13 protein-coding genes are annotated in these 13,667 nt (G+C 37.1%); 6 read left to right on the top strand and 7 right to left on the bottom strand.

The window, feature by feature from the left end; all coding sequences use genetic code 11:
- Positions 1-194: 194 nt before the first annotated feature.
- Both BM121_RS06305 and BM121_RS06300 read left to right on the top strand, forming a co-directional pair.
- Complete coding sequence (locus BM121_RS06305; protein WP_217649305.1) at positions 195-1,058, top strand: polysaccharide deacetylase family protein; 864 nt, start codon at positions 195-197, stop codon at positions 1,056-1,058.
- A gap of 146 nt (positions 1,059-1,204) precedes the next feature.
- Positions 1,205-1,426, top strand: coding sequence for a hypothetical protein (locus tag BM121_RS06300; RefSeq protein WP_091482495.1), 222 nt, complete (start codon positions 1,205-1,207; stop codon positions 1,424-1,426).
- 61 nt (positions 1,427-1,487) lie between these two features.
- On the opposite strand, the gene BM121_RS06295 is transcribed toward BM121_RS06300, so the two are convergent.
- Entirely contained in the window at positions 1,488-2,480 is a 993-nt protein-coding gene (locus tag BM121_RS06295) for a LacI family DNA-binding transcriptional regulator (RefSeq protein WP_091482493.1), read from the bottom strand.
- A gap of 141 nt (positions 2,481-2,621) precedes the next feature.
- Here BM121_RS06295 and BM121_RS06290 point away from each other — a divergent pair, with 141 nt between their 5' ends.
- The gene (locus tag BM121_RS06290; protein ID WP_091482491.1) at positions 2,622-4,112 is read left to right on the top strand and encodes a tagaturonate epimerase family protein; all 1,491 of its coding nucleotides are present in this window, start codon (positions 2,622-2,624) and stop codon (positions 4,110-4,112) included.
- Between the two features lie 541 nt (positions 4,113-4,653).
- Positions 4,654-6,054 carry a glucuronate isomerase gene (gene uxaC, locus BM121_RS06285; RefSeq protein ID WP_091483156.1) on the top strand — a complete coding sequence of 467 codons (1,401 nt, stop codon included), beginning with the start codon at positions 4,654-4,656 and terminating at the stop codon, positions 6,052-6,054.
- Positions 6,055-6,138: 84 nt separating this feature from the next.
- Here uxaC and mgtE read toward each other — a convergent pair whose 3' ends face one another.
- Positions 6,139-7,497 carry a magnesium transporter gene (mgtE, locus tag BM121_RS06280; protein WP_091482489.1) on the bottom strand — a complete coding sequence of 453 codons (1,359 nt, stop codon included), beginning with the start codon at positions 7,495-7,497 and terminating at the stop codon, positions 6,139-6,141.
- A gap of 131 nt (positions 7,498-7,628) precedes the next feature.
- Positions 7,629-8,030, bottom strand: coding sequence for a secondary thiamine-phosphate synthase enzyme YjbQ (locus tag BM121_RS06275; protein ID WP_091482487.1), 402 nt, complete (start codon positions 8,028-8,030; stop codon positions 7,629-7,631).
- 102 nt (positions 8,031-8,132) lie between these two features.
- Between BM121_RS06275 and BM121_RS06270 the strand changes: the two genes are divergently transcribed.
- Both BM121_RS06270 and BM121_RS06265 read left to right on the top strand, forming a co-directional pair.
- Positions 8,133-8,510: a RidA family protein gene (locus tag BM121_RS06270; protein ID WP_091482485.1), complete on the top strand. Its 378-nt coding sequence runs from the start codon at positions 8,133-8,135 to the stop codon at positions 8,508-8,510.
- 168 nt (positions 8,511-8,678) lie between these two features.
- Positions 8,679-9,584: a DUF1002 domain-containing protein gene (locus BM121_RS06265; protein WP_091482483.1), complete on the top strand. Its 906-nt coding sequence runs from the start codon at positions 8,679-8,681 to the stop codon at positions 9,582-9,584.
- Positions 9,585-9,670: 86 nt separating this feature from the next.
- Here the strand turns inward: BM121_RS06265 and BM121_RS06260 are convergent, their stop codons facing one another.
- From BM121_RS06260 to phnC, 4 genes are all read right to left on the bottom strand, one after another.
- The gene (locus BM121_RS06260) at positions 9,671-11,122 is read right to left on the bottom strand and encodes a polysaccharide deacetylase family protein (protein WP_175495347.1); all 1,452 of its coding nucleotides are present in this window, start codon (positions 11,120-11,122) and stop codon (positions 9,671-9,673) included.
- A 156-nt stretch (positions 11,123-11,278) separates the two neighbouring features.
- A complete protein-coding gene (gene phnE, locus BM121_RS06255; protein WP_091482479.1) occupies positions 11,279-12,082 on the bottom strand; it encodes a phosphonate ABC transporter, permease protein PhnE in 804 nt (267 codons plus the stop codon).
- Entirely contained in the window at positions 12,082-12,882 is an 801-nt protein-coding gene (gene phnE / locus BM121_RS06250; protein ID WP_091482477.1) for a phosphonate ABC transporter, permease protein PhnE, read from the bottom strand. Before phnE (BM121_RS06250) ends, phnE (BM121_RS06255) begins: the two co-directional genes overlap by 1 nt.
- Positions 12,875-13,651 (bottom strand): phosphonate ABC transporter ATP-binding protein, encoded by a 777-nt coding sequence (gene phnC, locus BM121_RS06245; protein ID WP_091482475.1) that lies wholly within the window; start codon positions 13,649-13,651, stop codon positions 12,875-12,877. Before phnC ends, phnE (BM121_RS06250) begins: the two co-directional genes overlap by 8 nt.
- Between the last annotated feature and the right edge of the window lie 16 nt (positions 13,652-13,667).

The following is a 13,667-nucleotide window of genomic DNA, read 5'->3' as shown; positions in this document are numbered from 1 at the left end:
TAACGAAACAATGTCCAACCATCACAAAATAAATGATTCTATCGAATATTAATTTATAAGCAATGAGGAGGAATGTAATCAACATTATGCTAAAAAAGGTAACTATTTTAAGTTTAATAGGCTTAGTTTGTCTATCTGTGTTTCATAAAACGGTTATCGCCGAGTCTTATACAGTGCAACCCGGAGATACATTATTGAAAATTTCTGATAAGTTTGGTACATCAACAGAGACTATTGCTAATCTAAACCAATTACAATCTACTATACTTAATCCAAATAAATATCTGGAGGTTCCCGATTCGTATATAGTGAAGGAAGGCGACACACTTTATAAAGTAGCTATTCAATTAGGAATCCCATTACCAGAATTAATCGAAGCTAACCCATCGCTTCTAACATTTCCATTTCTTACATGGATTTATCCAGGACAAAAAATTAATAAACCGATACAGCATGATAAGGTTTATCTAGGGGATTCAAGTAAAAAAAGAATGGCACTAACATTTGACGACGGTCCAGAAGATACATATACTCCGGAGATTTTAGAGATTCTAAAGAAAAAGAATGTAAAAGCAACCTTTTTTGTTTTAGGAGAGAGGGCTAAAGAATATCCAGAAATAGTAGAACAAATACATGAAGAAGGTCATGTGATAGGTAATCATACTTGGGATCATCCGCATTTGCCTGAGTTAGAAGAAGAGCAATTTATCGATAACATACAATCTGCCAGTGAAGAAATAGAAGAAATTATCGGTATAAAACCCAATTTATTCCGGCCCCCATTTGGAGAAATAGAAGATCATCAACTGGAATTGCTTCATAACAGGGGTTACAAGGCTGTTATGTGGTCTGCTGATACAAAAGATTGGAGCGGAATTTCTGCAGAGGAAATTGTTTCTACAGTGATGAAGGAGGCTAATCCAGGTGTAATTGTGCTTCAGCATAATTATCATGCTTCAGGACCATTCGAAACAGTCGAGGCATTGCCCCAAATGATTGATGAATTACGTGCAGAAGGATATGAGTTTGTAACAGTACCAGAAATAGTAAAAGATTAGAGTCTGGATACTGTTATGTAACAAAAATGCTTGGGTGTTTGACACACTCAGTTATTCTGTTCGATGTGTTCGTCCTGTGCACCATTTTCATTATTTGTTGGATGACCATTATTTTTGCCGAATGTAGTACATAAGGAGAGACAGCAATGATGTTTAAAAAAACAAAAGACCAATATAAAATCCAAACATTTTTCGAAGAAGGTATGCAACAACGCTTTATTCGAGTGTTAGACCGACTGGCTTGCAAGACGTTTGTATACCATCAAGACGAAGTAGAGCTTATAACTAATAAAAAGCAAAAAGACTTGAAAAATCATCTCGAAAAACGAATGCATTTGATTCGTTCAGGTGCATATGATACACGCTAATACCCTGATAAGTTTAGTTGGGGTCAAAAAACCCCACTAATGGAAGTCTCACATTACCGTTCTAGCTAGAAGTTACATCTTCTTCTGGTACTGGTCCAGCGCTTTCTCGTTCTGTTAGAGATGGATTTAGCTTCTTGATAACATTTTTTTCTTCAGATTCAATCCGCTCAATAATTGTCTGCACGATCTCTTCGGCAAGCTCGTCTACCGGCACCCCAATACAGGTCATTGGAATTTCGGTTGTTTCCATTTGGGGAATATTATCATAGCTGATTAAAGATATGTCATCTGGTACGCCGAACCCTTTTTCTTGTAGTGCACGTAAAATACCACTACTAATATCATAACTACTACCTATAATAGCAGTTGGACGTTTGTCTAAATGTAATACATCATCGACTGCTAGGTAACCATCAAACCAATCTAAGCCATTGGTAGCAATATTTAGCTCGGTAAGTCCCATTTTTTGTATAACCTTTTGATACCCTTCTACTTTCTCATTTTGCAGCGCGTCATCTGTATTCATTAACCCGACATAAGCAATGTTTCGGTGCCCTAAATCATATAAGTATTGAACGGCTGTATCCATGGCCTGTTCATGATTGGCATCTATGATTGGGTAAGTTACCTCGCTTTTCCCCGATACACCGTAGGCAACGAGGGGAATATTTTCTTCGGGGACCATGTTTTCTGATTCAGCAAAAACAATCATGCCATCCACTTGGAATTTTTTAAAGGATTCCATCGCTGTTTCTGTGGAGTCTACAGACAAAATCATCGAATAACGAGTGGATGCAAATGCCTTACTAATATTGGTTACTAAAGTGGCGAGTACGATTCTTTCAATTGTTGGCCAAATTAAGCCTACTACTTCTGTCTTTTTTCGAACTAATTGTTTGGCGGCTAAATTTGGTTCGTATCCCATTTCTTTTGCGACACGCAGGATTTTCTGTTTTGTCACTTCTTTTACAAGAGGACTACTATTTAATGCTTTGGATACAGTGGAATAGCTGACATTCGCTTCTTTGGCAATATCTTTTATGGTTACACTCATGATTAATCACCTTTAACTTTCTGAAAAATTGTATGATTTATAGTTGTGTTCTATTTTCAAATAGTATATCATAAAAATAACAACGTTGTTATTAATTTTGTTGAAACAATGGAACCGTTAACAAAAAAGGAGTGGAGATAATTGGAACAATTTCAATCAGTAGTGGAAGCATTGCAAGCGGGAAAGTTACCGAATTCATCGGAAGCAATACATGTTTATGAGAAATCTTTTGAAAAGAAAGATAATGCTTTCGTTGTTATGGCGAAATCAAATACAACAAAATATTTGGTAGCAGCAGGAGCAGGACCATTATTCGATGCTTTACAAGGGGATGCCGTGGAAAACGGGAAGGTATGTCCATTAACACATGAAAATAGTAAAATATTGAATCAATTCTTTGATTATACGAAACCACAGGCATTTGGTACGGAAATTGCGACTATGGGTCTTGGTGACCGTTTAGGTATAGCATCGCCTGGACATATTGAGACGGTCAAAGGGAGAAAAGTAAAGCCGATCTTGGCTCAGCAAAGTGTTCGTGAATTAACCTTGTTAAACCGCACAATGACTGATATTTTAGATGCCGCAACTTTCGCTGTATTCCAGGAAGGCTATAAAGACGGATTTGGAGCAGATGCTGACCATATTAAGCTGGAAAAAGATATTGAATATGCGTTGGATTTAGGTTTTTCTTTTGTCACTTTGGATTGTTCCGAGCAGATTCGCAATGATATTGAAGGTGCAACAGAAGAAGATGTGCATAAGGCATATGCAGATTTACCTGTAGATCGCAAAGAATACTTTAACAGTCATTATTTAAACAAAACATTTAATGTACAGGGACTGGATATATCGTTTGATGAAGCAAGTCTTCATAAAAATGTACTTGTTTATGGTGAAGCGGTTGATTTTATGGAGCATGTGTATAACGAATATATATCCAAAGCAGAAAAAGCGATCGATTTTGAAATCTCGATTGATGAAACAGAAACAGTTACTGCACCAGAAGCTCACTTTTTCGTTGCAGAAGAGCTCCGCAGAAGAGGTGTTACCGTTCAAAGTTTAGCTCCTAGATTCTGTGGTGAGTTCCAAAAAGGTATTGATTATATTGGAGATCTTACGCAATTTGAAAAAGAATTACATGAGCATGCTGAAATTGCTAAGTACTTTAGCTACAAGTTAAGTATTCACTCTGGTAGTGACAAATTCAGTGTATTTCCGATCATCGGTAAGCATACGGAAGGATTACTGCATATTAAAACAGCAGGTACCAACTGGCTAGAAGCAGTTCGAGTTATTGCACAATTGAATCCGGATCTTTATCGTCGTATGCATGCCTATGCCGAAGAGCATTTTGAAGAGACGTTGAAGTATTATCACGTAACACCAGATTTAGACAGCATTGCACCATTAGCAGAAACAGCAGATGAGGATTTGCCATCTTATATGGATTATGACGCATCTCGTCAATTATTCCATGTTACATATGGCATACTCTTAACGGCTAAAAGTGAATCCGGTGCTGACTTGTTTAGAACAGAATTCTTCACTACTCTAATGAAGAACGAAGATGCCTATCGATCAGCGTTAGTAAAACATATCGGAAGACATTTAGATTTGCTAGAATTATAATTTCGAATTATTATGAACACAAGATACAAACTGCGCAATAGTGAAAATACATCTTGGGTAAGATGTTCTTCCATTCTTCTGGAGCTGACTGCTTATTTCGTCGCTGCGGAAAAATACTCCCTTTCAGTGGGGAACGCTTCGCCTCCTCGGCAGAAAACCACTGCCTGTGGGGTCTTCAGACTGTTCTTTTCCCACAGGAGTGTCGCATTTTTCCGCAGCTTAGAGTAGATTTTCTAATAAAGTGAGAAGAAATCCAAAAGGTGTATACTCCATGGATTTTATTCTTTCGATAGTCAGTAAATCCTTACCAGCGTAGGCAGAATACGCAGACTCCTGCGGGAATAGCACGGGCTGAAGATCCACTTGGTAAAGTGATTTTCTTTACCAAGTTAGCTGAAGCCGTGCCCGCGGAAAGCGAAGTAGTCTGCCGCAGCGGTGATATAACAATCTCTACAAGAAAGAAGGAGAGGAAGCAACACAATGTCACTGCGGAGTTTATCAAAACTATGTTATTTTTAAATTTAAGGAAAGTGGGGATATGATGAAGTCGTTTATGGATGAAAATTTTGTACTAACAAATAAAACTGCTGAAACATTGTATCACAAGTATGCAAAGGATTTACCGATTATCGATTACCATTGTCATTTAAGTCCACAAGAAATTTATGAGAATACGCAATTTGAAAACATTACAAAAGTATGGTTATACGGGGACCATTATAAATGGCGTGCAATGAGAGCAAATGGAATAGAAGAAAAATATGTGACAGGCGATGCGAGTGATTACGATAAGTTTTTAGCATGGGCAAAAACAGTACCACAGTTGATCGGTAATCCACTTTATCACTGGACACACTTAGAATTAAAACGCTATTTCGGAGTAGAAGAGCCACTTAATGAAAATACCGCACCTGCTATTTGGGAAAAGATTAATAAGTTGCTCAATAGCGGAGAGTGGAATGTTCGTGATTTTATCGTGAAGTCCGGAGTAGAAGTAATTTGCACCACAGATGATCCCACTGACTCTTTGGAATATCATGAGAAAATAAAAGCAGACTCCGACTTTAATGTAAAAGTCTTACCAAGCTACCGTCCAGATAAAGGGCTTGAAATTAACCGTGATGGCTTTACGGAATGGGTGAAAAATTTAGCTGACGTTTCTGGTGTTGCTGTTGATTCTTATGATGCTTTCTTACAAGCGTTACAACAACGAATTGACTTCTTCCATGAAATTGGTGGTAGAGTTTCCGATCATGCATTAGACGAAACGATGTATGAGCAAGCAACAGAGGAAGAAGTAAGTGACATTTTTGCCAAAGCATTAAAAGGCGAGAAAGTATCTGTTGAAGAAGAGAAAAAATATAAATCATTTACGCTTACCTTTTTAGGAAAAGAATATCATAAAAAAGGCTGGGCGATGCAATATCATATTAATGCTCACCGTAACAATAATACTCGTATGTTTAACGAGCTTGGCGCTGATACAGGATTTGATTCAATGAATGATAGTTTACTAGCTCAACCGTTAGTCCAACTACTGGATTCATTAGATAAGGCAGATGCATTGCCGAAGACTATTCTTTATTCATTGAATCCAAGAGACAATGTGACCATTGCAACCATTATTGGGAGTTTCCAAGGTGGAGGCGTACCAGGGAAAATGCAATTCGGAACAGCATGGTGGTATAATGATACGAAGTTAGGCATGATTAATCAGATGGAAACATTGGCGGATATTGGTGTGTTTAGCCGCTTTATCGGAATGCTTACCGATTCACGCAGCTTTTTATCCTATACGCGTCACGAATATTTCCGCCGTATTATGTGTAACTTAGTCGGTTCATGGGTCGAAAATGGTGAATATCCGAACGATGAGGAAACATTGGCAGAGATTGTACAAAACGTTTCCTATTACAATGCAAAAGAATATTTTGATTTTTAATAAAAAGCGCTCAGATGTTAAAGTCTGAGCGCTTTTATGTTATGACTTCATGTTGAAACCCAAACTACAAAACAGCTTCTTGCATTACATTAACTTTGTAATAAATGCTGTTGCGATACCGAAATAAATCAATAATGAAAAAATATCGTTAATCGTTGTAATGAGTGGACCAGAAGCGACAGCAGGATCTATTTTCAGTTTATACAGAATTAATGGAATAATAGTACCAGCTAATGTTCCAATAATTAAGGTGATTAGTAAGGAGCTGCCAACTACTAATCCGAGTGTCATATTTCCTCTCCATAAATAAGCAATGACTGCGATCATAATTCCACAGGTTACCCCGATAATAATGCCAACCCATAATTCCCGGATAATAAGTTTAAGTATTTGTTTGAAATTCAAATCTTCAGAAACCAGCCCACGGACTACCACAGCTAATGATTGTGTGCCGGTATTACCTGTCATTCCGGCAATTAGTGGCATAAAGAATGCTAAGGCAACAGCAGTCTCTAAGGTGTCTTCAAAGCTACTAATAATACTGCCTGATATAAGCCCAATGAATAGTAATAGAATTAACCAGGGAAGTCTTTTATAAGCTGCGACAAAAGGTTTCGTGTTAAAGTTGATCGCTTTACCGGATGCCGATAACTTTTCAATATCTTCATTTGCTTCCTGCATCACAATATCAATGACATCATCAACCGTGATCACACCGACTAATGTGTTATCTTCTTGGATAATTGGTAAGGATACGAAATCATAACGACTGATCAGATTGGCAACATCTTCCTGATCAGTATGTACATCTGCCTTTACTACCCTTCGATACATTACCTTTTCCACTTTGTCTTGTAAATCAGCTAAAAGTAGATCTTTATACGATACAACACCGACTAGCTTTCTATTTTCATCAATTACGTACAAGTAGTTAAGGTATTCAGCAAGTTCTGCAAAGTGTTTTAATTTATCAACGGCCTCACGGATGGTGTAATGTTGAGGAATCCAAACATAGCGATTGTTCATGAGTCTACCGGCTGTTTCAAGTGGATAATTCATGAGACCTTGTACAATTTTTGATTCATCCTCATGCATTTCCGATAATAATTCTTCTATTTTTTCCGGCTCTAAATCGGTAAGTAAAGACGCTAAGTCATCATTTTGCATCAGATCTAATACTTTGGAAGATTTCTCAATTCCTAATTTATAGATAACTTCTAACTGCTCTGTTTTATCCAGCTCTTGCAAAAGGTCAGTTAATTGTTCAATGGACAAATAGAGCAGAAACTTATTTCGATGTTTTACAGGAAGGCTGTGATATTGTTGTGCCATATCATATGGTTGTATTAAGTCGATGAATTCTTGAAATACTGTTTTTTTTCCATCTTTTAATGCTTGAATGATTGCTAATGAGATCTCATTTTCTGTCATGTTTAACGACATTTTTACCCCCCTTTTCACATAGGATTCCTCCTAGAATAGCAGATATGTAAAAAACTCTTGATGCTTTCATTTCAGTTATTACAGTAAAATTGCCAACCATCCAAAAGTAAGGCTGCTCTTTTTTGAGTAACCTAGCCTTCGATTACTTTGACATGGAATTTACGATGACGAGGGCCATCAAATTCACAGAAATAAATTCCTTGCCATGTACCCAAGACAAGACGTCCGTTGGAAACAACCATTGTCTGATTATGACCAACTGTGCTCACCTTCAGATGTGCAGCAGTATTTCCTTCCATATGTAAATCCTCTTGGTGTTCCCACGGATATACTTCACGTAATCTGCGCAAAAAATCTGTTTTTACGTCTGGATCAGCATTTTCATTCACAGTGATTCCTGCTGTTGTGTGTAGTGATGACACAATCACAATTCCGTCTGATATATTTTGTTCTCGAAGATATTGTGCCACCTCAGTCGTAATATCAATCATTTGATCATGGTGACTCGTTTTCAAACTAAACATCTTTTCCATTATCATCATCCTTTTTTAAAAATGGTGTTATAAATATTCTACTAGAAAACAATTATATGTTAAAATTTTCTGTAAATACAAATATGGAAAGGATGCAGTAAAATGGTTAAAGCAATACATACAGAAAAAGCACCACAAGCAATTGGACCATATTCACAAGCCATTGATGCAGGGGATTTAGTCTTTGTGTCGGGTCAAATACCATTAAATCCAGAAACAATGGAAGTAGTGGAGGGTGATATTGCTGTTCAGACAGAACGAGTGATGGGAAACTTAGAGGCGATTTTAACAGAGGCAGGATTAACATTTGCTAATGTGGTAAAATTCACGATCTATATTACGAATATGGATGACTTTGCTACCATCAATGAGGCATACGCGCAATTTTTACAAGAACCATATCCCGCAAGAGCTACTGTAGAAGTAAGCCAACTGCCTAAAGGTGTTGGTGTAGAAATGGATGTCATTGCAAAAAAATAACCAAAGTTAACTTCCGGTCCGATTAATTGGCTGGAAGTTTTTTTGTCTGCACCGTTTAGCCGCTTTCATTTTAGGAAAAAGTATATAAAAAAGCATAAATTCCTTCCCATAATTATAAAAATCGATCATACTATAATAGTAAGTATTATCGTGAAAAGGAGTTAATCTATGAAAAAAATAACATGGATGCTTGTTGTAGTGACCTTAATTGGACTAGCTGTCACACCTTTTGTCCTAGCAAGTACGGGCGATCAAAATGTCATTGACGAGAAAAATGGTAAACCGAAAGTAGTGCTCGGTGAGGCGCTATCAGATTCAGATAAAGATAAAGTAAGAAGTTTATTAAACGCAACAGACCCTGAACAAGTAGAAGAATATATTGTCACGGCAGAAGACCTTGTTAATTACATTGGTGGAGATCCAAGTTCTAATATGTACTCTTCCGCAAAAATCACGCGTAAAGATGAAGGGAATGGCGTGGTTGTCAATGTTGTTAATCCGGAAAATATTACGGAAGTAACCAATGAAATGTACGCAAATGCCTTGTTAACAGCAGGTGTAGAGAATGCACTTATTGAAGTAGCATCACCGAAAAAGGTATCTGGACATTCAGCACTTACAGGAATTTACAAAGCATTTAATGTCGATGGTGAATCACTAGACAAGGGTCGAATGGAAGTAGCCAATGAAGAATTAGATGTAGCAACAGATTTAGCAGAAGATTCGGGCGTTGATCAAGAAAAAGTAAGTGAGCTATTAAGTGAAATTAAGCGAGAGATCGCAGAACAAAATCCAGCAACCAAAGAAGATGTAGAACGCATTGTCAGTGAGCAATTGGACCAATTAAATATTGAATTAAGCCCGGAAGACCGGGAGATGCTCACTAATCTTTTTGAAAAAATGCGAAACTTGAATATCGACTTCGGTCAAGTCACTGAACAATTGGAAACAATCGTTAGTGACCTCAAAGGAAAAATAGACGAAGTAACTGGAGGCGACACCGAAGGATTTTGGCAAGGAGTCAAAAACTTTTTCCAAAACATTCTCGACTCCATTAGAGGTCTATTCAATTAATGTAGGTTAGGGGACAGGTGGGACCTTACCCAAAAACTAAGCCGTCATAGTTAATAACTGTGACGGCTTTACTTATTCGGTCTTTATTATCCTTTATAATACGGGCCGATATCTTTCTTATTATGAAGTTGAAGTAATTCAGATACAGTCACAAAATCATATCCTTCATTTTCTAGATTGGTTAATAACTCAGATAAGGCATCTGCTGTTGGTTGGTGAATATCATGCATGAGTATAATCGCACCATTGTCGACATTGTTAATAACTGTTTTATTAATGCTGTCAGCATCTCTGCTCTTCCAATCAAGTGAATCTACTGACCAAAGGATAGTGGTCGAAGCTAACTCTTCAGACACAGTTAACAGATTTTGATCATAAGCGCCATATGGTGGTCTAATCGTTGTTGGTTGCATCCCAGTGGCTTCTTTAATTAGTTCATTTGTATCTTTAAACTCTTCTTTTATTTCCGATTGACCAACCTTTGTCATATCAGTGTGGTTGAACGAATGATTGCCAATTTCATGTCCTGCTTCTGCCACTTGTTTAGCTAAAGTAGGATAATATTCTACTTGTGTGCCCAACATGAAAAATGTTACTTTTGCGTCATGTTCCTCTAATGTATCAAGTATTTGCGGCGTTACCTTAGGATGTGGTCCATCATCAAACGTTAATGCTACATATTTTCCGTTTGGATCGAGCTCACTAATCTCTTGTTCAACTTTTTCCTTTTGCACTTCCTGCTTCTCTGTAAGCTCCATTTCTTTAACTAGATCATCCTTTAAATGAAGAATTACATCATCGATGGGAATGTCTACTTGAATGGCACCAGCAGCACCTGAGGCGACCTCATATTCATCAAAATAAATAGTGAAGAACTCTTTACTAATTCCCCATTTCCAATCAGAAGGTTTATCCATTACTTCTTCTATTTTATCAAAGAAAACGAATGAGGCTTTGTCTTTATCCTCTTGAAGAGTGGTCTTTAATTGCGTGATGATCTTTTCTTTAGCATCCTCGTCTACGTCCATTACATCATCAATTTTCAGGACTTTTCCTTTTTTAACATCAATCGTAAATGGCATAACCTCATCCATACCATTGGCGCCTCCAGCGTATTGATACGTTTGGAACGTCAAGTTATAGACATTGTTAGTAATTTGGCTTGTTTCTAATTGAATATTCAAATGAGCAAGGTAATCCTCTTCAGGTAATTCAATATCCGTATCTAATCTATTTAAGAATTCCTCTTCTTGTTTATTCAACCATTGGTGAATTTCATCATTAATATCACTACTCTCAGTAGTTGGAACCGTGATGGATGAAGTATAATTGTTTGCTTGTTTTGTCTTTGTTACAACATCCAGGCCTGGATGTTTGCTTTCAACGGGAGTCTCTATTTCGCTTTTCTTTTCGGGCTTATCTTGATCAATTGTTTGTTTTGTTTGTTCGCTTGACCAGACAGGCTGTATCAATGTGAACAACAATACACCAATTAATATAATGAAAACGAACCACAATGGTCCTTTGATTTTTTGCATGATTAAAGTCCTCTCTAAGATGTTCTTTACAAATTGTAACATGAGATAATATAAGTTGTGAGAAAAATGCATAGATTAATAGAGTAAAATATGATTATGTCCAATAAAAAAGAGTGAGCTGTTATTTAGCTCACTCTAAAAACATTGTCATAGATTTTAAACCAGTCGCTTACGAATAAACCCTGAAATCTGATCAATAATGGTAACAGTAATTATAATTACTAACAGAATCATCCCAACTTCTTCCCAATTCCGATTCATATAGGCAAAGGTAATCAATGTACCGATACCACCCGCACCAACGATCCCCAGCACGGAAGAAGCACGAACATCGATCTCAAATCGATAAATCGCATAGGATAGAAATTCAGGTAATACCTGTGGAAAGATCCCGTAAAATAGAATTTGTAATTTATTTGCTCCACTAGCTTCCAAAGCTTCAATAATATTCATATCAATTGACTCAATAACCTCGGAATATAACTTTCCAAGCATTCCTGTCGATCCAATTGCAATCGCCAATACCCCAGCAAAAGGATTTGGGCCTACAGCGGCCACAAAAATAATTGCAAGCACAATCTCAGGAAAGGCTCGTACTCCACCTAAAATCCACATGCCGATATTATTAAGAAATTTGTTGCTTACCATGTTTGAAGCACATAAGAATGCAAGTGGCACGGCAATGATAGCTGCTGCTAATGATCCGGTATAGGCTATAAACAATGTTTCGAACATCATTTCGAGAATATTCCCGGTTTCTTCGACAGCTGGCTGGAAGAACTTCGGTATAATTCGATCCATGTTATCTAATGTACTTTCACTGAAAATAGTATCCCAGCGTATTTCAAGGCTTGTAAACGTCCAAATATAAATCAACGCAATAATTATAAAAATGACAATTCGTTTATATAATGAAAACTTACTTTTTGGTTTTTCTGGAAGGGTCAATTGTCCTGACATTATACAAGTCCCTCCCTTAACTTACCACTAATGATATCAATCACAATCACAACGGCAAATACAATAATAATAATCGTACTAACAGCTGGATAATTCATGAAGTTAATTTGTGTGTTTAATAATTGTCCAATTCCACCGGCACCAACCAACCCTAATACTAGTGAGGCACGGATGTTTATTTCAAATACGTACAGGCTAAATGAAATAAATTGTGGCAGTACTTGAGGCACAATAGCAAAACTAATTGTTTGCAATCCATTACCACCTGATGCACGAATGGCCTCTATTTGATTCATGTCAATCGTTTCAATTACTTCACTCATCAGTTTCACCAGAATCCCGACAGCGAAAATAATTAATGCGATAATCCCAGAAAAAGCACCAATACCGAATAAACCGACGAATACAACCGCTAAAATAATATCCGGGATCGTACGGATAATATTTAAGAAGAGACGCATTGCTTGATAGATCCAAGTATTGGTTGTCACATTACTTGCAGTTAATAAAGAAAAAGGAATACTGATAATAACTGCAATGGTGGTTGCGATAATAGCTATATGTAATGTTTCAAACAATTTTGGCCATACTTGGTTGATATAGCTCCAATCAGGAGGGAAAAAATCACTAATTAAGCCAAAAACATTCGGAAGCTTCACAAAAAAGTGAAAAATAAATGATTCCGTTTTGATTGAGCTAAGTAAATAAAAGCCGATGACAACAATTAAAGCTAAAGTAATGATCAACTTGGTTTTAAAAGGATATAAACCTTTTGGAACGAAGGAAGATTCTTTACTCATCCTCCACCCCTCCTCGACGATCTTCATCACGGATAGAGCGACCATAGATTTCTTCAAATGTTTGTTCAGTCACATCACTAACTGGTCCATCAAAAACCACTTCACCAGCACGCATACCGATAATTCGGTCTGCATATTCCATTGCCATATCAATAAAGTGAAGATTCACAATCGTTGTGATTTTATCTTCACGATTAATCTGTTTTAAATATTTCATTACCTGATGAGATGTAGGTGGATCAAGGCTTGCCACCGGTTCATCTGCTAATATTAATTTCGGTTTTTGTGTCAGCACACGTGCAATACTAACACGTTGCTGCTGCCCACCACTCAGTTCATCAGCACGGTTATATAATTTCTCCTCAATGTTTACACGTTTCAAATTTTCATAAGCTAATAATTTATCTTCTTTAGAAAAAATGTTCAAAATACTTGTTAATGTACCTGTATAACCTAAGCGACCTGATATAACATTTTTCAAAACGGTTGACCGCTTTACCAGATTATAGCTTTGGAAAATCATGCCGATCTTGGTGCGGAGCCTTCGTAAGTCTGTGCCATTAGCTTTTAAAATATCTTCATCTTCTACTAATAAAGAGCCACTAGTAGGTGTTACGAGACGGTTAATACTGCGAATAAAAGTAGATTTACCTGCACCAGAAAGGCCGACAATAACCACAAATTCTCCTTCGTTGATTTTTAGATCTATGTTTTTTAACCCTTCTGTCCCATTTGGATAGACAAGTGAGACATCATTGAACTCAATCATGGTCTAGCCCCTTTCA

The organism is Gracilibacillus orientalis, from assembly GCF_900114645.1.
In the GTDB taxonomy this organism is placed as follows: domain Bacteria; phylum Bacillota; class Bacilli; order Bacillales; family Amphibacillaceae; genus Gracilibacillus; species Gracilibacillus orientalis.
Note: the sequence above shows the minus strand (reverse complement) of the source record. Positions and strands in the feature narration are given on the sequence as shown.